This window comes from Streptomyces litchfieldiae, assembly GCF_031845365.1.
Classification (GTDB): domain Bacteria; phylum Actinomycetota; class Actinomycetes; order Streptomycetales; family Streptomycetaceae; genus Streptomyces; species Streptomyces litchfieldiae.
Map to the genome: position 1 here is coordinate 192,835 of NZ_JAVREL010000007.1, position 23,831 is coordinate 216,665.

The following is a 23,831-nucleotide window of genomic DNA, read 5'->3' on the forward strand; positions in this document are numbered from 1 at the left end:
CCGGCCGTTCCTCTCGCCGCCGCAGCCGACGGCGCCCGACGCTGACCCTTCCCGGATCGTTCCGCGGACCCCGCAGGGGGAGGGTCGGCGGAAGTCGAGGGGTCCGTGTCCCGGCCGCGCGCACCGCGCCCGCCGGGATCCCACCGCAGCAGCGAGGAAGAGACCGTCATGCCCAAGCAGGCATACGTGCGCACCAAGCCCCACCTCAACATCGGCACCATGGGACACGTCGACCACGGGAAGACCACGCTGACCGCCGCCATCACCAAGGTCCTCAGCGAGCGCGGGAGCGGCACCTTCGTCCCGTTCGACCGCATCGACCGGGCGCCCGAGGAGGCGGCGCGCGGCATCACCATCACCATCTCGCACGTCGAGTACGAGACGGACACCCGCCACTACGCCCACGTGGACATGCCCGGCCACGCCGACTACATCAAGAACATGGTGACCGGCGCGGCCCAGCTCGACGGGGCGATCCTGGTGGTCTCCGCCGTCGACGGCGTGATGCCGCAGACCGCCGAACACGTGCTGCTCGCCCGGCAGGTGGGCGTCGGGCACGTCGTCGTCGCCCTCAACAAGGCGGACGCCGGCGACCCGGAGCTGACCGACCTCGTCGAGCTGGAGGTGCGTGAACTGCTCACCGCGCACGGCTATCCCGGCGAGATCCTGCCCGTGGTCCGGGTCTCCGGACTCGGCGCGCTGAACGGCGAACCACGCTGGACGGCGGCCGTCGAGGCGCTGCTGGACGCCGTGGACACCTATGTCCCGGTGCCGGACCGCTACCTCGACGCGCCGTTCCTGCTCCCGGTGGAGAACGTGCTGACCATCACCGGGCGCGGCACGGTCGTCACGGGCGCCGTCGAGCGCGGCACGGTGCGCGTCGGCGACCGGGTCGAGGTGCTGGGCGCGGACACCGAGACGGTGGTCACCGGGCTGGAGACGTTCGGCAAGCCGATGACGGAGGCGCAGGCCGGCGACAACGTGGCGCTGCTGCTGCGCGGTGTCGCCCGCGACACCGTCCGCCGCGGCCATGTGGTGGCCCGGCCCGGCAGCGTCGTGCCGCGGCGCCGCTTCACCGCGGAGGTGTACCTGTTGTCCGGGGCCGAGGGCGGGCGCCGCACGGGCATCGTCACCGGCTACCGGCCGCAGTTCTACATCAGGACGGCGGACGTCGTCGGCGACATCGGTCTCGGCGAGGCCGGCCGTGCCCTGCCGGGCGAGACCGTCACCATGACGGTCGAGCTCGGCCACCCGGTGCCGCTGGAGCCGGGGCTCGGCTTCGCGATCCGCGAGGGCGGGCGCACCGTGGGCGCCGGAACGGTCACGGCTGTCGTCGACGGCTGAGGCGGCCCGGTCGGTCCGGTCCGGTCCGTGCGTGAGGCACGGGCCGGACCGGCCGGTCCCGATGGCCCACAATGGTCCGGTGAACGAGCCGCTGCCGGTCGTCCGGACCACCGACCTGGGCACGGCCCGCCTGCTCCCCGACGTCGACCGCGAGCGCGCGTGGCTGCTCACGGTCGACGACGCGCCCCAGTCGTATGTGGACCTGGCCGATCCCACGCACCTGGAGTTCGAGTACGTCCGGCGCCTCGCCCATGTGCTGGACACGGCGCCGCCGGGCGGGCCGCTGGACCTGCTGCACCTGGGCGGCGGCGGTCTCACGCTGCCCCGCTGGGTTGCCGCCACCCGCACCGGATCGCGGCAGCGCGTCGCCGAGGCCGACCGGGGGCTGGCCGAACTGGTCGGCGAATGCCTGCCGTTGCCGGCCGGCGCGGACATCGAGGTGGCGACGGTGGACGCGCGGGCGGCCGTGGCGGCCACGCCGCCGGGCACCGTGGACGTGGTCGTGGCCGATGTCTTCGGCGGCTCCCGCGTCCCGGCGCAGGTGACCACCCTCGGCTTCGCGCGGGCCGTCGCCCGCGTCCTGCGGCCGGACGGCGTCTACGCCGCGAACCTGGCCGACGCCGCGCCGTTCGCCTTTCTGCGGGGCCAACTCGCCACGTTCCGGGCGGTGTTCGGGGAGCTGTGCCTGCTCGCCGAGCCGGGCGTGCTGCGCGGGCGCCGTTTCGGCAACGTGGTGCTGGCGGCCTCCCGGGCCCCGCTGGACGTGGCGGAACTCGCCCGCCGCGCCGCCGCCGATCCCTTTCCGGCCCGGGTGGTGCACGGCGGCGCGCTCGACCGCCTCGTCGGGGGCGCCGCCCCGGTGCGGGACGGCGCCGCGCTCCCCTCGCCCGCGCCACCCGCCGGAGCGTTCACCGTGGGCTGAGGGGAAACGTTCACTCGGTCGAGCCGCCCTCCGGGTAGGGGCGCAGGCTGTTCATGATCTGCTGGACCGTCTCGTCGTCCAGCTCTCCCTCGAAACCGGTGTCCATGACCAGCACCCAGGTGGCCAGGTCGTTGTTGAGGTCGAGGTAGGACACCGCGACCACCTTGCCGTCCCAGGTCCCGCACTCGTGGTCCGGGTTGTCGGGAACGCCGGTGATGGTGGCCGTCGCCGTGTGCCCCACGATGCCGTAGTCGCTCTCGAACGGCTCGGCCTCGGACACCTCCAGCGTGCCCTGCTCCTCCTGGTCGTAGGCGGCCAGGGCCCAGCTCCCCGCCTCGCCACGGACGGCCTCCTCGGTGCCCGTGGCGCCCTGGCCGCCCTTGGTGCCGGCCACCGCGCGCCAGCTCGCGCCCGTCTCGGACTCCGGGCACCAGCCGTCCATGTAGACGGCCGGGGCGGACATGGTGACGAGCGGATCGCCGAACGGGTTCTCCCCGCCCTCCTCGTCGTCGTTCGTCGTGTCCTCGTACCCGACCCAGGTGCCCTCGGACCCGATGGTCCAGGTCTCCGGCGGCACGTCGAAGGCGTTGTGCCGGTTCTCGATGGCCTGCACCTGCCAGTCCGGCGCGACGACGGGGTCGGGGCGTTGCAGGACGCCCTGCCGCGGGTCGTCCGGGTCCGAGCCGCCGGTGGCGCCCTCCTCGGCGGACTCCTCCTCCGTGGGCTCCTCCGACGGTGCGGGCGAATCGCCCGCAGAGGTCTCTTCGTTCCCGTCGTCCCCCGTGAACACGACGACGCCGGTGATCACCGCCGCCGCCACGACCGCCGTGGCCAGCACGACGGCGATGGCCGTCTTCCCTCGTCCGCCATTGCCGCTGCCGCTGCTGCCCGTGAGGGGCAGGCCCCTGCCATCCGTCGGCACCGCCGCCGGCCCGGGCTGCTGCCACTGACCGGTGCCCTGCTGCGGCTGCTGCCACTGACCGGGCTGACCCTGCGTCTGGTACGGGTTCTGCTGCTGATACCCCGGCTGCTGGTAGGGGTTCGACCACTGGGAGGAAGGATCGCCCCCCGGCTGTTGTTCTCCTGGCCTCATGCGCGCGACCTTACGGCCGCCGCGCCCGCCGGATCACGCCGGTACCCGGTATTGCTACGGAGCTGCGACTTACCCGTTGGTAACATGTGGCCATGACAGACGACAGCCCCACCTCGCTGGGCGCGACGCTCACGGCCACTGTCCCCATGGTCCGCACGCTGAACCTCGAATACCTGGAGACCGCCGCCGACCGCGCCGTCCTGCGGCTGCCCGACCAGCCCGCGTACCACAACCACCTCGGCGGGCCGCACGCCGGCGCGATGTTCACGCTGGCCGAATCCGCCAGCGGGGCCATAGTCCTGGCCGCCTTCGGCGATCAGCTCTCCCGCGCCGTGCCGCTGCCCGTGCACGCCGAGATCGACTTCAAGAAGGTCGCCAAGGGCCCTGTCACCGCCACCGCCACGCTGGGCCGCCCCGCCGTCGACGTCATCGCCGACCTCGACGCCGGGCACCGCCCCGAGTTCCCGGTCACCGTCGAGATCCGGCGCGAGGACGGCGCGGTGACCGGCGAGATGAGAGTGATGTGGACGCTGCGCCCGCACAAGTAGGTCCGGTCCCCGGGGCGTTGGGCCGGTGTCGTCGTCAGCCGGAGCCCAGCAGCAGGGTGCCGGCCACCGCCAGGCCGGCGCCGGCCGCCTGGACCGCGCGCAGCCGCTCCCGCAGCACGCCCAGCGCCGCCAGGGTGGTGACCACGGGGTAGAGCGAGGCGAGCACCGCCGCCACGGTCACCGGGCCGATCCGGGCCGCCAGCGCGTAGGTCGCGTTGGCGGCGACATCGGCCAGGCCGACGAAGGTCAGCGCGGGCATCGCGCTCATCACCACCGCCCGCCCGCCCTCGGGCAGCACCGGGGAGCCGCGCCGCGCCGACACGAACAGCGCCGCGCCGCCGGTCACCACGTTGCACACGCGCTGGACGAACAGTGCGAGGAACAGCCCCGTGACCGTGGTGGACGCCTCGGCGATCAGCGCCAGCGTCGCCCCGAAGCCGAACGCGGCCACCAGCGTGTAGGTCATCGCCTGCCGCCGCACCGGCGCGCCCCGGAACTCCGGCCCGCCGGCCAGGATCACGCCCGTGAAGGCGATCAGGATGCCCGTGTACTGCGCCGTGTCGGGCCGCTCGCCCAGGAACAGCGCCACGCCGATCGGGACCGCCACCGCCGTGCCGGCCAGCGGGGAGACCACGCCCATCGGGCCCAGGGCCAGCGCCCGGTAGAAGCAGAGCATCGCCACCGGGCCGATCAGCCCGGCCGCGACCGCGAACCACAGCCGTCCGCCGGCCTCCTGCCACGCCTGGGTGGCCACCACGATGACGCCGAGGACCGCGGCGGCCAGCGCCTGCGAGATGACGACCACGGTCAGCGCGGGCATGCGGCGCGTCAGCAGCCCGCCGCCGAAGTCGGCCAGACCCCACAACAGGCTGGTGGCCAGGGCCAGGGGAACCATCGCATACCTCGCAGCGCGGTGAGTACAGTGTGGTGAACATTCGAGTCCAGCAGAGCATAGTTCATTCTGCTGGACTCCAAGTGCAAAATATTTTTCGAACCATGGTCAGGAGAGGGCGCCCGTTGACCGACCTCGTTCAGCTCACCCAGTCGCTCGCGAGGAATCTGCGCCGGCTGCGGACCGACCGCGGCCTCACCCTGGACGGTCTCGCGGCACGGGCGGGCATCAGCCGCGGCATGCTGATCCAGATCGAGCAGGCCCGGACCAACCCGAGCGTCGGCACGGTGGTGAAGATCGGTGACGCCCTCGGCGTCAGCATCACCACCCTGCTCGATGTCGAGCAGGCGCCCACCGTGCGCCTCGTCCCCGCCGAGCAGGCCGTGCGGATGTGGTCCACCGACGCGGGCAGCCACGGCGTTCTGCTGATCGGTACCGAGGCCCCGGGCCCGCTGGAGCTGTGGAACTGGCGGCTGATGCCGGGGGAGGAGCACGTCTCCCACGCCCATCCGCCGGGCACCTCGGAGCTGATCCACGTCACCGCGGGGGAGTTGACGCTCAGTCTGGACGGCATCGACCACGTCGTGCCGGCCGGGACCTCCGCGTCGTTCGCGTCGCACGTACCGCACAGCTACCGCAACGACGGGAACGAGCCCGCCGAGATCACCATGACGGTCTCCGTTCCGGCGGCGCCTCGCTGACCGGCGGGCGGCTGGTACGGTGCGGGCCATGCGCGCACCGATTGGCGATTTTTCCGATGTCCGCCCGGCCGGTGAGGCCCTTGACCTGCTGCCGGACCCGGTGGCCGCTGCCGTCCGCCACTGGGCGGGGCCGGTGCCCGTCGAGCAGGTGGTCTTCGTGGACACCGCGCCGGACAAGGCCGACACCGCCGACTTCGTCGCGGCCTACGGCACCGGCCTGCTGCCGTTCTCGGCCAACTGCGTGATCGTCGCGGGCCGGCGCGGCGGGGAAACGCGGCTGGCGGCCTGCGTGGTGCCCTCCGCCTCCCGGGTCGACGTCAACGGCACGGTCCGCCGCCAACTGGACGTCCGCAAGGCGTCGTTCGCACCCCTGGAGGTCGCGGTCGGCGAGACGGGAATGGAGTACGGCGGCATCACGCCGATCGGCCTGCCCGCCGACTGGCCGCTGCTGGTGGACGCCTCGCTGGTGGACCTGCCGCACGTGCTGCTGGGCAGCGGGCGGCGCCGCGGAAAGCTGATCATGCCGGGCAAGGCGCTGTCCCAGCTCACGGGCGCCGAGGCCGTGGAGGGCCTCGGCCGCTGACGCCGTCTCAACGGCCTCCGCGCGCGCCCCGGTTGGGCCGCCGCCGCGCACGCCAGTGCGCCGGGCGCTCCAGCCCCGGGGACAGGCGCGTCGTGGCATCGCCCCGCGCCGCGTTCACCTGGGCCTGAGTGAGGAAGACGGCGCCGGTGAGGTCGGCGCCGGTGAGGTCCGCGTCCCGCAGATCCGCCCCGATCAGGTCCGCCGTCCGCAGGTCGGCCTTGCGCAGATCCGCCGCGACGAGCAGCGCCCCGCGCAGGCTGGCGCCGCGCAGGTTGGCGCCGGTGAGCGCGGCGCCGACCAGGTCGGCGCCGCGGTGGTTCCGCCGGGGGCCCGGCAGCTTGGCCCGCACCAGCTCGCTGGCGCGCAGCAGCAACTCGTTGACCTCGTCCCGGAGCGCCGGCACGTCCAGCGCCCCGAGGGCGTCCGCGCCGCCGCGCGTCAGGCGCTCGATGTCGCCGAACGCGCGGCGCAGTTCGCCGTGAACGGGCCGGGCGGGCGCCAGGGCCAGCGCCTCGGTGACGTACCACAGCAGCTCGTGCAACTGCCGCATCACGGGGAACACCGCGAACATCTCCCGCGCGGTCGCGGGCGATGACCGCCAGTCCCGGCCGCCGAAGGTGACCTGCGAGACCCGCTGGCCCGCGCCGAAGCAGTCGAAGACGGTGCAGCCGGAGTAGCCGCTCTCGCGCAGGCGGGCGTGGATGCCGCAGCGGAAGTCCGCCCCCAGGTTCCCGCAGGGCTGACCGGCGGCCTTGTCCGCCGCGAAGTCCGCCGAGGCGGCGAAGGGCAGCGCGACACAGCAGAGCCCGAAACAGCTCGCGCAGTCGGCCACCAGATCCCGCCGCACCTCGGCCGGGGAAGTGACGGGGGACTCGGGGGACACGCGCACGCTCTCCTGTACGGAACAAGGGCACGGCCACCCGCCGCACCCGGGACACCGCCCATTGTCCCGCACGCCGCGCCGGCCTCCGCCCCGGTACGTCTCGACGACGGACGCCGGGCCCCGCGCCCGCAGGTGCGACGGCGAGGCCGTACTCGTTGCACCGCCCGCCGTCCGGCGGCGTCCGCCGGGTCGATTCCGCGGCGACGCCCTGCGTGTCACGCTGCCCGCCGTTCCGGCGGAAGCGGATCTCCGTGCGCCGGCGCAACGCGCCGCCGGGGTCCGGACATGGCGAACGGATGGGCAACCGCCGGGCGGGTATCGGTGTTGTGGCGGGCGCACCCGGCCGGTGGGCATTCCCTCAGGCGGTGGACTCCCGTTCCGCCGCGCTGACCTCGACGCAGAACTCGTTGCCCGCGGGGTCCGCCAGGACGACCCAGCCGCGGCCGTTCGGTTTGCGGCGGTCGTCGACCACCGTCGCGCCGAGCGCTGTCAGCCGTGCCACCTCCTCGTCGCGCGGCCGGTTCGGCTGGAGGTCGAGGTGTATCCGGTTCTTCAGCGTCTTGGCCTCCGGCACCCGCACGAACAGCAGCGTCGGCTGACCGTCGGGCACGGCCAGGGCCACCTCGTCGTCGCCCGGCTCGTCGATGGCGTCGACCGGATGCCCCAGCACCTCGCTCCAGAACTCGGCCAGCGCGTACGGCTCGTGCGGTGCGGCGCAGTCGACGGTGATGTGCCGGATGATGGACGTCACATGATCTCCTCGTGGTCGGCGGGCACGGCGCGCGCCCGCATGAGTATCTCCGGTGCTCGCGGGTACTCGCGGCGCATGAACGGGAAAGATCAGGACGCCCAGACCCCCGATCTGCCCCCGGTCGTCGAGATCCCCGACGCCTGGCCGCCGCGCGAGGAACTCCGGGAGGGCGAGCGGGACGAGGAGAAGAAGGAACGCGAGGAGACGGCGGACGCCGCGGTCCAGGAGCCGCCCGACTGAGGCGGCGGCGCGCCGGTCAGCCGACCAGCGGCTCGAAGTCCCACTGCGGCCGGACCCGGGTGCGCGCCTCGATGACGCGGGCATGTTCGTGACCGAGCATGGCGACCAGGTCCATCAGAGCCTGCTCCTCCACTTGGTTCGCCTCCGGGAACTGCCGCACGGCGCGGAGATCGGCAGCCAGCCCCACCTGCGCGGACAGGGACACCGGGTGCGTGCGGCCCAGCACGGCGGTGGCCCGGCGGGTGGTGTCCCGGCTCAGCGGGGCGGCGTCCCGCGGGTCGCGCCCGGCGCTGGTGTTCAGCGCGACGCCCAGGGTCCACGGATGGTCGGGCCCGAGCGCGTTCGTCATGCCCGCCAGGCATTCCTCCAGCAGCAGCAGGGACTGCGGCCGCTCCCCGGTGGCGCGCAGCACCAGCGCGTGGTTCATCGTGGCGCCGATGGTGAACGGGTGCTGGTGGCCGAGGGTGGCGCGGTAGGTCTCCACCACGCGTTCGCCCAGCCAGCGCGCGCGGTCCAGCTCGCCGTGGGCCCGCTCGGCGGTCGCGCAGCAGGTCGCGGCGGCCAGGGTGAGCGGTGAGAAGTCGCCCAGGACTCGTTCGGTGCGCTCCAGCAGCGGGCCCAGCCGGGCGAGGGCGGCCGACGGGCCGCTGGTGTCCCGCAGGCACATCGCGAGGTTGAGCTCGGCGGTGAGCGTCTGCGGATTGTCCGGGCCCATCACCAGGCGGTGGGTCTCGACGCTCTGCTCCATCACGGACAGCGCCTCGGCGTACCGGCCCAGCAGCCGCAGGTCCAGCCCAAAGGCGTTCTCCGAGGAGAGCGAGAGGGTGTGCCGGGGCCGGTGCAGCTCGCGGCGTTCCTGGAGGTTGAACCGGTCGGCCTCGAGCGCTTCCTCGAAGCGGCCGAGGAACCGCAGCGAGGCGGCGAGGTTGTGCCGGGCGTTGAGCGTGCGGGGGTCGTGCTCGCCGACCAGCTCCTGGTACGTGTCGAACACCCGCTGGCTGATCTCCAGCGACTCGGTGTAACGGGCCTGGCCGCTGAGGTCGGCGCCCAGCCCCTCCTCCGCGCGCAGCACGGTGAGGTCCCGGGGCCCGCGGTGCACGCCGAGGCGTTCGATGACCTCGCGGTCGATGGCCTCGGTCTCCCGGTAGGCACCGGTGGCACGCAGCAGGGTGGCCTTCTGTGAGGCGAGGTCCCACACCAGTGGGTCGTCCTCGCCGAAGACATCGCGCCAGGCCCGTTCGGCGCGCTCGGCCAGTTGGATGCCGGTGGTGTACTCGCCGGCCAGGTAGAGGTAGCTCAGGCAGTGGAAGATCAGCCGGTGCATGTCGGCGTTCCGGCTGGCGAGCGCGCCGGAGGCGTCCAGGTGCGGCACGATCTTGGCGAACCGGGACCAGCGGCGGGTGTCCGAGGGACGCCCCGGGTTGGCGGCGGACAGACCGCGGCGCACCGCGCGGGCGAACAGGTCCCAGTCCTGCCGGGCCATTCCCACCCGGACGATCTGGTGGACCATGCGGTGCACATGGATGGTGCCGGAGCTCTCCGGGTCGGCCTCCGTGTCGGAGGCGTCCCAGCGGATCACGGAGTACTGCACGAGCTTGCTGATGGCGGCGTTCCAGCGCAGCGCGTCGGTCATGAACAACGCCAGGCCGCCGGGCAGATCCTCGGCCGGCACGGCCCGGATGAGCTGGACGGGGATGGTGCCGGGTGCGAAGAAGGCGCACAGGCGCAGCAGTTCGACGGCCTCCGGCACCGTCTCGCGCAGCCGGTTCAGCAGGATCGCGAAGGCGGTGTAGTAGGTCATGGGGAAGTCGGCGGCGACGCGCAGGCCGATCTCCTGGTCGGAGCCGCTGCCGAGCAGGTCGATGTACTCGGCCACCGACATGGAGGAGTCGCTGAGCCACCCGGCGGTCTGGTCCAGCGCCAGCGGCAGATCGCCCAGCGCCTCGGCCAGCGCGTCGGCCTCGGCGTAGCCGATGCGCGGCGCGCGGCGGCGGATGAACGCCACCGATTCGTCGCGGTCGTAGAGGGGGACCTCGTGCAACGCCGTGTTGTACTCGGCCCATTCGCGGTTCTGCGAGGTGATGATCACGTGTCCCGGCCCGCTGGGCACCAGGTCGGCGATCGGGGCCGGGTCGTCCGCGCCGTCCAGCACGACCAGCCAGCGGGAGTAGGGGTCGCCGCGGCGCAGCACGTTGGCGACGGCCCGCAGCCGTTCCCCGTACTCGGGGCCGGTGGTCAGGCCGAGGGCCGGGGCCAGCTCCGCGAGGCGCTGGCGCAGCGTGCCGCGCTGTTCGGCCGGCACCCACCACACCATGTCGTACTCGGAGCCGAAGCGGTGCACGTACTCGGCGGCGATCTGCGTCTTGCCGACACCGGACATGCCCAGCAGTGTCACGACGCCCGCGCCCGGTTCCGCCTGCTGGAGCGTTTCGTAGACGGCTTGCAGGGTGTACTCGCGGCCGGTGAAACGAGCGTTCCGCCGGGGGACGCCGCCCCACACCTCCGGCTGGTCGTGCGGAAAGCGCGGTCCGCCCACGGCGTCCGAGGAGGACGCGCGGTCCAGCCCGAGCACGGTCAGCAGCCGGCGCTCGGCCTCGCGGGTGCCCATGCCCCACAGCTCGGTGACCTCGCCGAAGGCCGCGGCGGCCGTGGGCATGGGCATGCTGGCCACGGAGACGGCGGCGAAGCGGTGGGAGTTGGGCGCGACGACGGAGCGCAGGGCGGCGTTCCACTCGGCGTCGGTGCGCGGGCCGAGCTTGAAGTACCAGTCGCTCAGCACCACGAGGATGCGGCCCTCGACCAGCAGCAGATCGCGCAGCGCCTCTTCCAGGGGGATCTCCATGGGCGGATTCCACCGCTGGTGGGTGACCCGCAGGCCAGCGAGCTCCAGCCGGTGCCCGATCCACGCCGCCCAGGCCCGGTTGAACCCGGCGAAGCTGATGGTGATCTGCCTCTCCTCCCGGTCCTGGGGCGGGGTCTCCGGTTCGCGCGGCGGCTCCCCGGCCGGTCGGCGCCGGCGGAGCAGGCGGGGAAGGCGGCGGATGAATCCCGGCGGCGATGGGCCGTCCACCGCCGGGCCGGGACCGAATCCGGGGCCGGGCTCGGCTTCCGCCGGGCCGGGGCCCAGCCCGGCCTCCGCCCGGCCGGGACTGGGAGGGGCCGGTGCCGCCGGCCCGCCGTCGGCCGCGCGGCCGGTGTCCGGGAGCAGCAGCCGGGCCTGCCCGGAGTCCGGGGGCGCGGACCCGTTCCCGGGGGTGACGCTCACCGGGAGGGCCATGGTGCGGAACGGGACCCCACCGGCGGTGACAAGGGTCAGGCTCAGCTCGCCCGCGCCCCGCGGCGCGCCCTCCGCGGTCACATGCGCCACGAACCGCGCCGGGCCGTAGGTGCCGCCGAAGCGGTGCAGCAACACCGCGGCGGCGCCCAGCGATTCGATGGCGATGCCCGGCCGGCTCTCCAGCACGCAGCCGACCGCGTACTCCTCCCGGTCGTACGGCCACTCGCCGGCCGGCCCGGCCAGCTCCAGGTCCACCGTGATCAAGTAGCTCCGCCCGGGCTCCACTTCCCGGGGCCAGCGCACCAACGGCCGCAGCGAGACGGACGGCTCGGTCATGAGGTGCTCCGGTGAGCGGCGGTCACGGTCACCAGGGACGTGTCCGGGTGGCCGAAGTACACATACAGGAAGCTGTCGAAGAACAGCTTGAAGTCCGCCTCGGTGCGGCTGTCCTCCCGCTCCCCGGGCCGCCGCCGGGCCAGCCGGGCGTAGTGCCGGCGATGCCCGTGCAGCACCGCCGCCAGATTCGTCTGTCCGGCCTCGGTCTCCAGCAGCAGCCGCACCGCGAAGTCGTGGGAGTGGTTGAGGTCGATGTCGCCCACCGTGGCGATGACCGCGCTCGCTCCGCGCCGCAGGAAGAGCTCCGCGAACCCGCGCACCGGCGCGCCGGGATGGCGGGCGTCGGCGACCGTGCGCCCGGAGGAGCAGGCGTTGAGCAGAACGGGCGCCCGGAACCGCCGTAACGCCGCCATGCTGAAGTCCGTGTACTCGTTGAGGGACAGCCCACCCAGGGTGAACCGGCGCGTCTCGGGCGAGTAGACGCCGTGGCAGCGGATCAGCAGCAGCCCGAACGGCTCCCCGGGCTCGCCCAGCCGGCTCATCAGCTCGGGCACCGTGCGGGCGCGCGGCTCCACCAGATACGGGGTGAAGCTGTCCGGGGCGTCCGCCGGCCGCCCGCCGTCCAGCGTCTCGTCCTCCAGCATCAACAGGCCGCCCTCGCCGGCCCATTCCTCCGCCGAGTACCGCCGGTAGCGCTCGCCGTCGTGGACGGACGTCCAGCGGATCACCGGGATCAGCTCGCCCAGCCAGCCCGTCGTCGGATCCGGGTCGTTCAACGACGGCTGGTGGTAGAGCAGTTCCCAGGCGATGTCGTGCGCCGTGTTGTCCCACACGACCAGCCGCCCGCCGCCCGGGGTGGCCAGCAGCTCCCGGATCCACTCCATCAGCCGGGTCTCCGGCAGCCACCAGTTCATCACCTCGTAGTAGGCGTCCCGCCACGCCCGGCCGTCCCGGCGTTCCCCGGCCTCCCGCACCAGCCGGGCCAACGACAGGTCGGACGGCGGCAGTTCGAGCGAGATCCGCTCGTGCGACGCCGACCGCACCGACCGCCGGTGATGCCAGTTGAGCGTCAGCCGCGGCTCGCCCTCCCAGCGGGAGGCGGTCACGCACAGCAGGGCCACGTCGTCGGGCAGCGAGGCGGTCAGCCCGGCGCGTTCCGGCTCGAACCCCCGCGCGGGGGGCGGCGGAACGGCGTCCTCGGGCGGGGCCGCGGCCGGCGGCCGGACGGCCGGGGCCGACGCGGCGCCCTCGCTGTCCGCCTCCAGATAGCCGCGCAGGCCCGCGGATCCGTCGCCGGTCATGGGCGCCCCCTGGGCATGCCGACGAGGGTGCCGCCCATCGCCTCCGCCAGGTCGAACGCCAGCTCCGGATGGAACTCGGTGTCCGGGCTGATGACCACCGGACGGGCACGGGGAACGGTCCGGACGGCCGCGGCCACCCGCTGCGCGTCGCTGACGCCCTGCCGGCTGACGTTCGCCGGGGTCTCGCCGCGGACGCTGGCGTCCAGCGGCACGTTCCCCCGGCCGTCGGTGACCACCACGAGCACCACCTCGTCGAACGACGCCCGCCCGCGCCGCAGCATCCGGCGCAGCTCGTTCACCGCCAGGTCCAGCGCGTGGGCCAGCGGACTGGCCAGCCCCGGCGCCCGGTTGAGCGAGACCAGGATCCGGGGATCGAGGAGCGAGTCGGCCCGGTAGCGCTCGGCGGCCAGCTCCGCCGCCGCGTCCCGGTGACCGAACTCCACCACGGAGACAGCCGCGTTGGAGTAGTAGCCCCAGCGCAGATACGGCGCCAGCGCCGGGGCCCAGTCCCAGCCGGTGCGGCAGGAGTGGTCCAGCACGAGCAGCAGCGCCCGGCCGCTGTCCGGGCGGCGCCGGTACTGCCGCAGGTCGCCGGGGCTGACGATCAGCCCGCCGCGCCCCGGTCCGGCGGCCGCCGGGCGCCGGATCCGCTGGAACTTGGCGGCCTCGACGAGGCTGGGCACCAGCGCCAGGTCCCGCAGCTCGCGGGCCGGCCGCAGCCCCGCCGGATGCCCGCGCAGCAGGCCCGTCCGGTGGCGGGACGGCCGGGGCGCCCGCAGCGAGCCGAACCGCGGCAGCGCCTGCGGATCGTCCTCGGGGTAGGGCGAGCGCGGGTCGTGACCGGCGGGCGCGGGCGCCGTCTCCAGCGGAACGGCCGGCCCCGGCTCCGTCACCGGCAGCGCCCGGACCGGCCCGGCCGGGCTCGGCCCCGGCGGCTGGGCGGGCTGCGGCGGCGGCTCGGGCGCCGGGGGCGGCTCGCTCACGTCGGCCGCCGGCGCGGGGGCCGGGGGAACGGCGGGCGGTCTCACCCCGAGCAGGGCGGCGGCCCGGCGCACATGGTCAACGCCCACCGCCTCGGCGGGCCCGTCGAGCGCGGCCAGCGCCCGGGCCGTGCGGGCCAGCGCCAGATCCCGGCGCCGGCTTCCGCTCGCCGGCATCAGCGACACCACCTCGCGCGCCGCCTCCGGGCCCAACCGCGGGAGCCCACCGGCGCGCCGCGCGGGCGCGGGCGCCGGCGCGACCGAGCGGAGCAGCGCCGGATCGTCCGGCGCGGACTCCTCGCGCAGCGCCAGCAGCCCCTCGTACGCCCCCGCCGCGTTCACCCGGGCCGGGAACCGGTCCAGCAGATGCGGCGACAACTGCCGTGCCCCGGCGCGCGATACAGCCGCCAGCCAGCGGGCGCGCGGGCGCCAGCGCAGGCTGTGGCCGAACAGCTCGGCGGAGGCCGCGTCCGCGTCCAGCAGCGTCACCGCCGCCTGGGTGACCACCAGCCCGGCATGCCCCAGATCGGGCACGACCACCACCGGCGGCGGGCCCTGGGCGTCCTCGACCAGCACCCCCGGCAGCACCGCGAACTCCCCGTCGGTCAGGCCGGTCCGCAGCCACAGGTCCTCGGCCGTCGTCCACGAGCCGAGCGTGACCACCGGGCCGGGCGCCGGGTCCAGCCGCTCGGCCAGCACCTCGCCCAGCAGCGGCAGCAGGGCCGGCTCCAGATCGAAGAACAGCACCCCGCCCAGCCGGGGCTCGGCCGCCACGCAGCCGACGACGGTCAGCACCCGGGCCAGCGGGTCGTCGTCCGCGGCGGGGGAGGGGCTCGACATCATCGCTACTCCGCCCCGGAGTGCGGCAGTTGCTCGGCCACCCGGGCGTCGTCCTCGGCCGTCCACTCCGGCAGCGTGCCCGAGTCCCCCGGCGCCCGCCGGTGCACCAGCACCATCCGGGCCACCCGCCGCACATGGCGCTCGGTCACCTCCGGCTCGCCGTCGATCGCGGCCAGCGCCCGGCTCGCCCGCCCCAGCACCAGATCGCCCCGGTGCCCCACCAGCCGGAACGCCGCGGCCAGCCGCGCGCACGCGGCGGCCGTGCCCGGCCCGTACCGCACCGCGCCCAGCCGCTCCCGCGCCGCGTCCAGCGCCCGCTTCCGCTCCGCGTCGCGCCGCCGGGCCTCGGCCAGGAACTCCGAGTCCGGGTCGTCCCGTTCCGCCTCGAAACGCAGCACCGTCTCCACCACGCGCTGCCGCTGCGCCGCGTCCTCCTCCGGCTGCACGGTGGCCACCAGGCCGAATCTGTCCAGCAGTTGGGGGCGCAGCCCGCCCTCGTCCGGGTTCATCGTGCCGACCAGCGTGAAGTCCACGCGCTGCGGCCGCTGCACCCGCCCCTCCCGCTGGACGCTGAGGATGCCGGTGGAGACCACGTCCAGAATGATGTTGACCAGGTAGTCGTCGAGCAGATTGATCTCGTCGACATACAGCATCCGGGCCGCCGACCGGGCCGCCTCCACCAGCAGCCCGTCCTCCGGCTCCGCCGCGCCCTGCATCAGCTTCTTGATCTGCCAGCCGCCCAGCACCCGGTCGTCGGTCGCCCCGATCGGCAGCGTCACCGGCAGCTCGCCCACCGTCATCATGGTGAACGCCCGCACCGTCGTCGTTTTCGCCGTGCCCCGCTGCCCCGTGGCCAGCACCCCGCCCACCGCCTCGTTGACATAGGCGATCTCCAGCGCGGTGCGCAGCTCCTGGTGCCCGACCAGCAGCGAGTACGGGAGGATCGGGCCCACTTCGGCCACCTCGGCCAACGACGTCATTCGGCATCACCGTTCAGTGAGTAGCGGAGTGCGGGATCCAGCGGCACGCCCTGCCGCCACAGGTCGCTGAGCTGGACGTTGAGCGCGCGTTCGTCGGCCTGCCCGGCGGGCGCCGCCAGGCGCAGCGCGGCCAGCAGATCGAAGCGGTGCAGGTCGAACGCCACCTGCACGGACTCCCCGTACGCCAACGCGGCCTGCACCGCGCCCCGGTAGGAGATCCACGACAGCGCCAGCGGGACCAGGGCCAGCGCCAGCCACCAGCCCGAACGCGCCAGCAGCACCGCCGACACCGGCGCGGTCAGCGCCATCACGGCGCACATCCGGGCCGCCGTGTCCACGGTGTCCCGCCGGTCGTCCACCAGCGCCCGGTGCTGCTCGCCCAGCACCGAGTACAGCCGGGGCCAGGCGGCCACCGCGTCCAGGCCGTAGGGCCGGCCGGCCCGGTCCCCGATCGCCGCCAGGGCGTTGCCCAGCGCGGTCGGGGTCACCAGATGGTCGGGCAGCGGGAAACGGCGCCGCAGCTCGTGCCCCGCGGCCCCGGCCCGCTGGACCTGCTCCGGGGCGAGCACGCCGTCCGGCGGCAGTGCCGCCGCCGCCTCCCAGGATCGTTTCCTGGCCAGTTGCCGCCGCCGTGTCGCCCCGGCGCCGGGCAGCCGGGGCCGGCCGCCCTCCAGGAGCCGGATCAGCGGGAGTTGCAGCGGCTGGAGCAGGACGGCGGCCAGCATGACCGCCAGCACCAGGACCACCAGCTCACCGGCGCGCAGGCTGCCCGCCGTCTCCCAGGCCGCCGCCGGGCTCGGCCCGCCGCCCACCGGCTCCCGCCAGGCCCGGGCGCCCGACCAGAACAGCATCAGCAGGAACAACAGTGCGGCGTACAGCGGGAGATGGCCCATCAGGAAGAACCGGGGCCCGGTGCCCGACTCGGCGGGCGGTCCGATCGTCGAGGGCAGGCTCACCGTTGCAGTTCCATCGCGCCGTGCCCGGCCTCGGCGCACACGGGATGGAGCCGCGGGTCGTAATAGGAAAGCGTCTGTGCCGCCCCGCACCCGGCGCTGCCGCAGGCGAACCGGATCGCCCGGTACTGCCCCGACAGCCCCGGCAGGCTCGCCCGGTCGGCCATCCCGGCCTCGGGCACCGCCACGTTGGCCTGCCCGGCGGCGGCCCGCAGCCGGGCGGGGGTGCTGACGCCCACGTCCCGCCCGCCCAGACGGATCATCACCCCGGCCAGCTCGGGCCGTTCCCCGAAGAGCCGCGACAGCCGCAGGCTCACCTCGTCGGCCCGGTCGTCGGGCGTGACGTCCAGCCGGGCGCCGAACCCGGTGGCGTCCGGATCGATGAGCCTGCCGTAGACGCCGCGTGCCCGGGCGATGTCCGTGTCCATCCGCTGACCCCCTGTCACGTCTGTCGCACCACATGGTACGAGCAGCGCGCGATCGGCGTGCCCCGGCGCTGAGTTTTGCCGCGCCGGCGGGTCTGCCCTGCCGGAAGAACATGTCACCCGGCACGGAGGAGCAGTCATGGCCAAGGTCCTGTACTCGATGATGTCGTCGCTCGACGGCTACATCGAGGACGCGAACGGCGACATCGGGTTCTCGGCACCGGACCAGGAGGTGCACCGCATGGCGAACGAGCAGACCCGGCAGGCCGCCGCGTTCCTCTTCGGGCGGGGACTCTACGAGGCGATGGAGGAGCCCTGGACCTCGGCCGCGCGGCAGGAGGATCTGCCCGAGGTCGAGGCCGAGTTCGCCCGTCTCTACCTGCGCACCCCGAGGATCGTGTTCTCCGACACGCTGGAAAGCGTTCCCGAGGGGGTCCGCCTCGTGCGCCGCGCCGACGCCGTGGCCGAGGTGCGGCGGCTGAAGGAGGAGACGGAGGGCGAACTGCACCTCGGCGGCGCACAGTTGGCCGCCTCGCTGCTGGACCTGATCGACGAGTTCCGGCTGTTCGTCATGCCCGTGGCGGTGGGCGGCGGCAAGCCGTTCCTCCCGCGGGGCCGGGAGCTCGAACTGGCGCTGACCGAGTACCGCGTCTTCGCCTCCGGCACCCTGTATCTGCGCTACGAGCGGCGCGGCGCGGTCACCGGCACGTCCGGGCCGGTGCCGGTCTGAGCGAGCGGGCCAGCCGGACCGCGCGGCGCACCGTGGGGTTGCGGCGCAGGATCCGTGCCCGGCCGGGCGCGCTGCCCGGCAGGTCCAGGGCGGTGAGCCGGCGCCGCTTGAAGTACCGCCGGTCCTCGGGAAGCCGCGCCCGGAGCAGCGCGGCGGTCTCGTCCCGCAGCTCCGGGTACCGGGCGGACTGCATGCAGTAGCCCACGGCCCGCACCAGCGGGGCGAGGCGGTCACTCACCGCGCCGGGGGAGAGGTCCGGCGCGGTGACGGGGACCCCGGGATCCTCCAGGTCGGGCAGCAGCGCGTCGACGATCGTCAGGGGAACGCGGTTGCTGTTCTGGTAGGGGGTGATCCGCTCCAGCAGCAGTTCCGTGCCGACGCGCGCCGTGGGGACGCCGTACAGGGTGGCTGCGGTCATCAGCGCCGTGGAGAAGCAGCCGACGACCAGCCGGGGACGCAGGTGCGCGAACAGCGTCTCGGCCAGCAGCGGCGTCTCCGACACGGTCAGGCGCACGCCGAGCTCGCGCGCCGTCCGCTCCAGGGCGCCGGCGATCCGGGCGGGCGCGGTGGGGTGCGGCTTGAACAGCACCGACGCGTGTCCGCGGGCCGCGGCTCCGCGCAGCATGCGCGCGTGCAGGTCCTCCTCCTCCGCCTCGGTGATGAGCCCCAGTGCGGACAGGTACTGGCCCAGCAGAACGGCCGTGGGCGGCGGGCCGGCGGGCAGCGAGCGTTCCAGGACACCGGCGCCGGCCGACCCGATCGCCGACAGGACGCCCTGGACGTGCTCGCCCGGGATCGCCACCTGCTCGACGCCGTGCTCGCTCAGCAGCAGCGGGCGCAGGCCGGGCACCAGCACCGGGTGCAGGAGCCGGCGCAGGCGGGTGCTCAACTCGGGCGGGACCCCGTTCCGGGTCGGGCCGTAACTCATCAGTCCATCGGCGTAGATGTGGACCGGGGCGTCCGCGAAGATCGTGGCCAGTGCCCGGGCCGGGCTCACCTGAATGGACTCGCAGGCCACCTCGACCGGCCCGTCGCCCAGGTCCCAGGCGCGCCGCAGCATCCTCTCCCACAGCGCGGCGTCCGCCGGCCGCGGCGCCCAGTCGGACGGGTGGTAGGGCGCGATCGTGGCGTTCCACGAGTGCCGTGCGTCGAACTCCCCGGCGATCGCCCCGAAGCCGGTCATCTCGTCCAGCGGAACGCTCAGTTCGGGCCGGCTCGCGGTGTTGCCCACCACCAGCAGCCGGCGGTGGGCGCGGCGGTCCCCGAAGAGGCCCGAACGGAGCGCGGCGGCCAGGGTCGCCGCGCCGTACAGGGTGGTCGCCAGGAACACCTGGGCGGTCACGCGGCCACCCCCCGACGGCCGAGCAGTCGGCGCAGCGTGTGGGCCCGCTCCTCGTTCATGCCGGCCAGCGCGGCGCCGAGATGGTCGTGCGGGATGCGGCGCAGGGCCTGCGCGCTGAGCTGCCGGAGGCTGCGCTTCACGGACCGCTCCAGCCGCTGGGTGTGGCGCAGGTGGTGGAGGATCACGGCGCAGTAGTTGCGGATGGCCTTGGGGCGCAGCAGGTCCGCCTCCGGGTCCCGCTCCAGGTCGGCCAGCACCTGGTCGAACGCGCGGATGAAATCGAGCTGCCGCGCGTCGCCTATCTGGGTGAGGGAGGTGGCCACCCCGCGGCGGTAGAACACCCCGTACAGGCTGGGCACCAGGAACGAGTCGGCCCGCCGGTGCAGGTTCCAGATCCAGGGGCGGTCCTCCGCGGTGCGCAGTCCCTCGGGGAAGCGCAGCAGTCCCCGGTCGAGGAGCCGCCGGTGGTAGATCCCGGCCCAGGAGTAGGGATAGTCCACCATCGTGCTGGTGTGCACCGGGAGGATGGACTCCCGGGGGTTCAGGGGGACGTCGCGCCGCGCGACCGGGGCGCGCCGGATCGTGCGCCGCAGGCCGGTGACCCGCACGTGGTCGGTGCGCAGGAAGTCCACGTCGTGGCGCTCGATGATGTCGAGCAGGCGCGGCAGATAGCCGCGGTCCAGCCAGTCGTCCCCGTCGAGGAACGTGAGGTAACGCCCCCGGGCCTCGTCGATGCCCCTGTTGCGGGCCGAGGCCGGCCCCGCGTTGACCTCCTGCCGGAGCACGGTGGCGTTCGGCAGCCGCCGCACCGCGGCGTCCAGCACCTCGGCCGTGCCGTCGGTCGACGCGTCGTCGACGAACAGGAACTCGAAGTCGTCCCGCGCGTTGTTGGCCAGGCTGGTCACGGCGTCCGCCAGGAACTCCCGGACGTCGCAGCACAGGACTATGACGGAAAGCGATGGCTCACTGGCCATGGGTCACCACCGTGGGCGCCATCCCCCACCGGCACGGGACCTTCCCGGCTCGCTTTCGTAGCTGACCACGGCCGGCCGCGCCTCGCCAGCCGGGTCCCCCCGGGGGATGACCCGGCCGGTGGGCCCCGGCGGCGGCGCCCCGGTCAGGGCTTGCGCGCCAGCAGGCCCCACTGGTAGGTCGGTTCGAGCGTGGCGCCGCCGGGCCGCCACTCGTTCAGCGGGCCCACACCGGGCGGCAGGATCTCCAGCCCGGTCGCGGTGGCCGCCAGTTGCTCCGGCGAGCGGCAGATGTAGGGCACGGCCCCGGACGCCGCGTAGTCCTCGTTGAGCTTGAGCATCTCCGGCGCGTTGATCGAGTCGCAGGTGGCCAGGAAGCTGCCCGGGGCCAGCCGGGCGGTGTACCGCTGGACGAGCAGCGCCGCCTCGTCGGGGTCGATGTGGCCGAGCATGCTCAGCAGCATCAGGGCCACCGGCTTGTCGAAGTCCAGGGTCTTCGCGGCCTCCTGGAAAACGGTGTCGGGGTCGCGCACGTCGGCCTCGACATAGTCGGTGGCCCCGTCCGGGTGCGTGGTGAGCAGGGCGCGGGCGTGCGTCAGGACCAGCGGGTCGTTGTCCACGTACACGATCCGGCACTCGGAGGCGTACCGCTGGGCGACCTCGTGGGTGTTGTCGGCGGTGGGCAGGCCCGTGCCGATGTCGAGGAACTGCCGTATCCCCTCCTCCTCGACGAGGGTCCGCACCACGCGGCGCAGGAAGTCGCGGGACGCCCGGGCCACGTTGAGGGCCGACGGGTAGTGCTCCCGCAGATACTCGCCGAGCTTCTCGTCGGCCTCGAAGTGGTCCTTCCCGCCGAGCACCCAGTTCCAGACGCGGGCGGAATGGGGAACGCTGGTATCGATGTGCGGCCGGGGCCGCGGCTGTGACGTCACTGCTGCTCGTCTCCCTGGGTGAGTGAAGGACCGGTGGGCACGGGGGTGTGGGGCTCCGGGGCCGCCATGCACGCCAGGTCCAGCGCGCGGGCGTACTGCCGGACGGCGCCGATGTCGTCGGTGATGGTGGCGGCGACCTGGTGCAGCCCGCTCACCACCAGACGATCGGCCAGATACGGGTGTTCGAAGCGCATGACGTGAACGGTGCCGCTGGCGAGCATCGGGTGCGTCGGCGCGTCCAGGGGCATGACCTGGACCGTTCGGGTGGAGGACCGGTCGGCGGCCAGCGCGTCCAGGTAGGCGATCTGCTCGCGCATCACACCCGGGTCGCCAATGGGGCGGTGCAACGCGGCCTCCTCGATCAGCACCCACAGCCGCAGCGGCCGTTCCCGCTCGAAGGCCGCCCGGCGGCGGGCGGCCAGCAGCGCGATCCGGCGGTCGAGGGTGGCGGCGTCGTCCTGCGGGTGGTGCCGGCGCAGCAGGACGCGGGCGTACCCCTCCGTCTGGAGGAGGTCGGGCACCAGCGCCGGCGCGTAGCTGCGGATGAGCCCGGCCGACGACTCGAAGTCGAGGATGTCCGACTGCTCCGGGGTGAGCAGATCCCGGAACTCGTGCCACCAGCCGGGCTGGTTGGCCTGGGAGAGCGCGGTGAGGATGCGCGCGACCTCCTCCGGCGCCGTTCCGTACAGCGTCAGGAGATGCGCGACGGTGGCCGGCTTGAGGGTGTGCCGGGCGGCCTCCAGGCGGCGGATGGTCGTGGGGTGGACGTCCAGCTTCTCGGCGGCGGCGGCTATCGACATTCCGGCGGCCTCGCGGCGAATGCGCAGGTCGGCCGCGAGCAGACGCAGCGCGGTCGTGGCGCCGGAGCGGGCTCGCGACATGCCTCTCCCTGCTGGTCGACGAGCGTCGGTACGACCAAGGCATTAAATCACTTTGTTCAGTTGCACAGTGCGCGTCGCGCGGTTCGTCCGTCCGTCAGGGATGCGGTGCGATACGGCAGTTCGGTGGCGGGGACCGCCCGGCGCGGTCCCCGCCGGTTCGCTAGGTCCTGTCCGGTCGGTCTCGTCGGATCAGCCCGGGGCGTCAGATGCGGTCAATCGCAAGGCGCCGGATCGCAGCTCGTACTTGGCCGTACTCGCGCGATTCGGTTGGGGGCACCTCCCAGCGTTAGCTGGGGGAGCAGCGAGTGGCCGTAGCTGGCGTCGCGGGCCCGGCTAGACCGGCCGGACAGGGCCTACCTGCCCGCCTGGAGCGCCGTCCACGTCTGGGAGCCGACCAGGCCGTCGACGGACAGGCCGCGGCTGCTCTGGTAGTCGCGGACGGCCTGTTCGGTGAGCGGGCCGAAGTCGCCGTCGATCGAGACGGTCCGGCCCAGCGCGGCGGTCAGCGCCCGCTGGAGCCGTGACACGGCCTCGCCCGTGCTGCCCTCGCCCAGCGAGGGTCTGGTGCCGGCGGACAGCAGAGCGGTCCAGGTGCGCCGCCCGACGACGCCGTCGGCGGTGAGGCCGCGCGAGGACTGGAACGAGCGGACCGCGCTCCCGGTGGCCGGGCCGAAGTCGCCGTCGGTGGCGCCGGCGTTGTGCCCGTTCTGGGTGAGGAGATGCTGAAGTGCCGCCACCTGCGGGCCCGTTGAGCCCGAGCTCAGCGTCGCGTACGACGGGAAGTCGAGCTGGGGGGCGCCCGGTTCGCCGGGGTCGCCGCCGATCAGCTCCATGTAGTGGTCCCAGTCCCAGTGCGGGCCCGGGTCGGTGTGGTCGTTGCCCGGCACCTCGGAGTGGCCGACGATGTGCTGCCGGTCCCGAGGGATGCCGTACCGGTCGGCGAGGTGCCGGGTCAGGGCGGCGGAGGAGCGGTACATCGCGTCCGTGAACCAGGACGGCTGGTCGACCCAGCCCTCGTGTTCGATGCCGATGCTGTAGGGGTTGCCCGAGCGCGCGTGCCAGGCGGTGTTCGCGTCGCGCACCGTCTGGGTGACCTCGCCGTCCGAGGAGCGGATGACGTAGTGGGCGCTGACCTGCGAGGCCGGGTTCTGGAACCAACTGATCGAGCCGGCGTAGGAGCCCTGGGTGACATGGATGACGACCGCGCTGATCGGCTGGGTACGGCCCGTCGCGTAGTTGGCGGAGCTGGCCGGGACCCAGCGGGCGGGCGGATAGTCCGTGCTGAGCGTGCCGAGGCTGGCGGCTGCGTACCGCCCGCGCTCGGGGCTGACCGGGCGCGGCGCGACCTCCACCCGCTCACCCCCCGCGACGGGGGCGGAGATGCCGTCCCGCAGCAGTTCGTAGACCGCGTCCGCGTACAGCCGCGCGGTGACGTCCTCGGTGGCGCCGCCGTAGCGGGCGACCACCGGGTACCAGGCGCCGAGGTCGCCCCGGTCGGCGGCGGACAGCCCGAGGTCGTCGGCATACGCGCGTAGAACGGCCGCGCCGCCGTGGATGTTCGCCGTGGTGTCGCGCCGCAACTCGGCGGTCGGCAGGCCGGTTTCCGCCGCCGCCGTCTCCAGCGTGCGGTGGGTCGGGTTGCTCACCAGGTGCATCACGCCGTAGCCGCGCGCGTGGCTCGGCAGGCCGTCGTGGTCGTCGAGGCGGGTCTCGCCGTAGCCGACCGCGACCAGCAGGTCCCGGGGCACCTGGTACTCCGCCGCGGCCTCGTCGAACGCGGCGCCGACCGGGTCACCGGCCTCGGTGGCGATGGCGGGCTGCGCCGTGGCCAGCAGCGCGGCGAGGGCCGCGCCCGCCAGGGCCGTCATGCCCAGCCGCCGGGATCGGGAAGATCGTCTGAACACGCTTCTCCGTTCGCAGATGACG

The 23,831-nt window shown here is 74.1% G+C and carries 22 protein-coding genes; 7 read left to right on the forward strand and 15 right to left on the reverse strand.

Translation table 11 applies throughout. The features are described 5' to 3' along the window. The first annotated feature begins 168 nt into the window (after positions 1-168). Together tuf and RM590_RS14765 are read left to right on the forward strand one after the other, a co-directional pair. Positions 169-1,344, forward strand: a complete 1,176-nt coding sequence (gene tuf / locus RM590_RS14760; protein ID WP_311704988.1) for an elongation factor Tu — start codon at positions 169-171, stop codon at positions 1,342-1,344. Between the two features lie 79 nt (positions 1,345-1,423). Beyond that, positions 1,424-2,266 carry a spermidine synthase gene (locus RM590_RS14765; RefSeq protein ID WP_311704989.1) on the forward strand — a complete coding sequence of 281 codons (843 nt, stop codon included), beginning with the start codon at positions 1,424-1,426 and terminating at the stop codon, positions 2,264-2,266. A gap of 10 nt (positions 2,267-2,276) precedes the next feature. Here the strand turns inward: RM590_RS14765 and RM590_RS14770 are convergent, their stop codons facing one another. Further along, positions 2,277-3,359, reverse strand: a complete 1,083-nt coding sequence (locus tag RM590_RS14770) for a hypothetical protein (RefSeq protein WP_311704990.1) — start codon at positions 3,357-3,359, stop codon at positions 2,277-2,279. Between the two features lie 92 nt (positions 3,360-3,451). On the opposite strand from RM590_RS14770, the gene RM590_RS14775 reads away from it, so the two are divergent. Beyond that, entirely contained in the window at positions 3,452-3,907 is a 456-nt protein-coding gene (locus tag RM590_RS14775) for a DUF4442 domain-containing protein (RefSeq protein WP_311704991.1), read from the forward strand. Positions 3,908-3,941: 34 nt separating this feature from the next. Here the strand turns inward: RM590_RS14775 and RM590_RS14780 are convergent, their stop codons facing one another. After that, entirely contained in the window at positions 3,942-4,802 is an 861-nt protein-coding gene (locus RM590_RS14780; protein ID WP_311704992.1) for an EamA family transporter, read from the reverse strand. A gap of 122 nt (positions 4,803-4,924) precedes the next feature. On the opposite strand from RM590_RS14780, the gene RM590_RS14785 reads away from it, so the two are divergent. Together RM590_RS14785 and RM590_RS14790 are read left to right on the forward strand one after the other, a co-directional pair. Further along, on the forward strand, positions 4,925-5,500 hold the full coding sequence (locus RM590_RS14785; protein WP_311704993.1) for a helix-turn-helix domain-containing protein: 576 nt from the start codon (positions 4,925-4,927) through the stop codon (positions 5,498-5,500). Positions 5,501-5,528: 28 nt separating this feature from the next. Further along, the gene (locus RM590_RS14790) at positions 5,529-6,083 is read left to right on the forward strand and encodes a YbaK/EbsC family protein (protein WP_311704994.1); all 555 of its coding nucleotides are present in this window, start codon (positions 5,529-5,531) and stop codon (positions 6,081-6,083) included. Between the two features lie 7 nt (positions 6,084-6,090). On the opposite strand, the gene RM590_RS14795 is transcribed toward RM590_RS14790, so the two are convergent. Both RM590_RS14795 and RM590_RS14800 read right to left on the reverse strand, forming a co-directional pair. Further along, entirely contained in the window at positions 6,091-6,966 is an 876-nt protein-coding gene (locus RM590_RS14795; protein ID WP_311704995.1) for a pentapeptide repeat-containing protein, read from the reverse strand. Positions 6,967-7,324: 358 nt separating this feature from the next. Continuing rightward, entirely contained in the window at positions 7,325-7,717 is a 393-nt protein-coding gene (locus RM590_RS14800) for a VOC family protein (protein ID WP_311704996.1), read from the reverse strand. A gap of 75 nt (positions 7,718-7,792) precedes the next feature. On the opposite strand from RM590_RS14800, the gene RM590_RS14805 reads away from it, so the two are divergent. Beyond that, positions 7,793-7,957, forward strand: coding sequence for a hypothetical protein (locus RM590_RS14805; RefSeq protein ID WP_311704997.1), 165 nt, complete (start codon positions 7,793-7,795; stop codon positions 7,955-7,957). Between the two features lie 16 nt (positions 7,958-7,973). On the opposite strand, the gene fxsT is transcribed toward RM590_RS14805, so the two are convergent. From fxsT to RM590_RS14835, 6 genes are read right to left on the reverse strand one after another with little or no spacing between them, the layout of a single operon-like run. Next, positions 7,974-11,570, reverse strand: coding sequence for an FxSxx-COOH system tetratricopeptide repeat protein (gene fxsT / locus RM590_RS14810; RefSeq protein ID WP_311704998.1), 3,597 nt, complete (start codon positions 11,568-11,570; stop codon positions 7,974-7,976). Further along, positions 11,567-12,871: a CHAT domain-containing protein gene (locus RM590_RS14815; protein ID WP_311704999.1), complete on the reverse strand. Its 1,305-nt coding sequence runs from the start codon at positions 12,869-12,871 to the stop codon at positions 11,567-11,569. Before RM590_RS14815 ends, fxsT begins: the two co-directional genes overlap by 4 nt. Next, complete coding sequence (locus RM590_RS14820) at positions 12,868-14,694, reverse strand: hypothetical protein (protein ID WP_311705000.1); 1,827 nt, start codon at positions 14,692-14,694, stop codon at positions 12,868-12,870. Before RM590_RS14820 ends, RM590_RS14815 begins: the two co-directional genes overlap by 4 nt. Before the next feature lie 2 nt (positions 14,695-14,696). Next, complete coding sequence (locus RM590_RS14825) at positions 14,697-15,671, reverse strand: AAA family ATPase (protein ID WP_311705001.1); 975 nt, start codon at positions 15,669-15,671, stop codon at positions 14,697-14,699. Then, positions 15,668-16,627, reverse strand: a complete 960-nt coding sequence (locus RM590_RS14830) for a hypothetical protein (protein ID WP_311705002.1) — start codon at positions 16,625-16,627, stop codon at positions 15,668-15,670. The genes RM590_RS14825 and RM590_RS14830 overlap by 4 nt, the downstream gene beginning before the upstream one ends. Continuing rightward, the gene (locus tag RM590_RS14835) at positions 16,624-17,052 is read right to left on the reverse strand and encodes a hypothetical protein (RefSeq protein ID WP_311705003.1); all 429 of its coding nucleotides are present in this window, start codon (positions 17,050-17,052) and stop codon (positions 16,624-16,626) included. The genes RM590_RS14830 and RM590_RS14835 overlap by 4 nt, the downstream gene beginning before the upstream one ends. 136 nt (positions 17,053-17,188) lie before the next feature. Here RM590_RS14835 and RM590_RS14840 point away from each other — a divergent pair, with 136 nt between their 5' ends. Beyond that, positions 17,189-17,779, forward strand: coding sequence for a dihydrofolate reductase family protein (locus RM590_RS14840; RefSeq protein ID WP_311705004.1), 591 nt, complete (start codon positions 17,189-17,191; stop codon positions 17,777-17,779). Here RM590_RS14840 and RM590_RS14845 read toward each other — a convergent pair. The 5 genes from RM590_RS14845 to RM590_RS14865 form a co-directional block, all read right to left on the reverse strand. Then, complete coding sequence (locus RM590_RS14845) at positions 17,748-19,121, reverse strand: polysialyltransferase family glycosyltransferase (RefSeq protein ID WP_311705005.1); 1,374 nt, start codon at positions 19,119-19,121, stop codon at positions 17,748-17,750. The genes RM590_RS14840 and RM590_RS14845 overlap by 32 nt on opposite strands. Next, positions 19,118-20,095, reverse strand: coding sequence for a glycosyltransferase family 2 protein (locus RM590_RS14850; protein ID WP_311705006.1), 978 nt, complete (start codon positions 20,093-20,095; stop codon positions 19,118-19,120). Before RM590_RS14850 ends, RM590_RS14845 begins: the two co-directional genes overlap by 4 nt. A gap of 143 nt (positions 20,096-20,238) precedes the next feature. Continuing rightward, complete coding sequence (locus RM590_RS14855) at positions 20,239-21,024, reverse strand: SAM-dependent methyltransferase (protein WP_311705007.1); 786 nt, start codon at positions 21,022-21,024, stop codon at positions 20,239-20,241. Beyond that, a complete protein-coding gene (locus tag RM590_RS14860; RefSeq protein ID WP_311705008.1) occupies positions 21,021-21,905 on the reverse strand; it encodes a helix-turn-helix domain-containing protein in 885 nt (294 codons plus the stop codon). Before RM590_RS14860 ends, RM590_RS14855 begins: the two co-directional genes overlap by 4 nt. A gap of 353 nt (positions 21,906-22,258) precedes the next feature. Further along, entirely contained in the window at positions 22,259-23,773 is a 1,515-nt protein-coding gene (locus tag RM590_RS14865; protein ID WP_311705093.1) for an N-acetylmuramoyl-L-alanine amidase, read from the reverse strand. Positions 23,774-23,831 lie beyond the last annotated feature (58 nt).

Bases quoted from the DNA above. Each gene is read 5' to 3' on its own strand.
- tuf (WP_311704988.1), top strand. From the start codon at position 169: ATGCCCAAGCAGGCATACGTGCGCACCAAGCCCCACCTCAACATCGGC.
- RM590_RS14770 (WP_311704990.1), bottom strand. From the start codon at position 3,359: ATGAGGCCAGGAGAACAACAGCCGGGGGGCGATCCTTCCTCCCAGTGG.
- RM590_RS14775 (WP_311704991.1), top strand. From the start codon at position 3,452: ATGACAGACGACAGCCCCACCTCGCTGGGCGCGACGCTCACGGCCACT.
- RM590_RS14780 (WP_311704992.1), bottom strand. From the start codon at position 4,802: ATGGTTCCCCTGGCCCTGGCCACCAGCCTGTTGTGGGGTCTGGCCGAC.
- RM590_RS14790 (WP_311704994.1), top strand. From the start codon at position 5,529: ATGCGCGCACCGATTGGCGATTTTTCCGATGTCCGCCCGGCCGGTGAG.
- RM590_RS14805 (WP_311704997.1), top strand. From the start codon at position 7,793: ATGAACGGGAAAGATCAGGACGCCCAGACCCCCGATCTGCCCCCGGTC.
- fxsT (WP_311704998.1), bottom strand. From the start codon at position 11,570: ATGACCGAGCCGTCCGTCTCGCTGCGGCCGTTGGTGCGCTGGCCCCGG.
- RM590_RS14815 (WP_311704999.1), bottom strand. From the start codon at position 12,871: ATGACCGGCGACGGATCCGCGGGCCTGCGCGGCTATCTGGAGGCGGAC.
- RM590_RS14820 (WP_311705000.1), bottom strand. From the start codon at position 14,694: ATGATGTCGAGCCCCTCCCCCGCCGCGGACGACGACCCGCTGGCCCGG.
- RM590_RS14825 (WP_311705001.1), bottom strand. From the start codon at position 15,671: ATGACGTCGTTGGCCGAGGTGGCCGAAGTGGGCCCGATCCTCCCGTAC.
- RM590_RS14835 (WP_311705003.1), bottom strand. From the start codon at position 17,052: ATGGACACGGACATCGCCCGGGCACGCGGCGTCTACGGCAGGCTCATC.
- RM590_RS14840 (WP_311705004.1), top strand. From the start codon at position 17,189: ATGGCCAAGGTCCTGTACTCGATGATGTCGTCGCTCGACGGCTACATC.
- RM590_RS14850 (WP_311705006.1), bottom strand. From the start codon at position 20,095: ATGGCCAGTGAGCCATCGCTTTCCGTCATAGTCCTGTGCTGCGACGTC.
- RM590_RS14860 (WP_311705008.1), bottom strand. From the start codon at position 21,905: ATGTCGCGAGCCCGCTCCGGCGCCACGACCGCGCTGCGTCTGCTCGCG.
- RM590_RS14865 (WP_311705093.1), bottom strand. From the start codon at position 23,773: ATGACGGCCCTGGCGGGCGCGGCCCTCGCCGCGCTGCTGGCCACGGCG.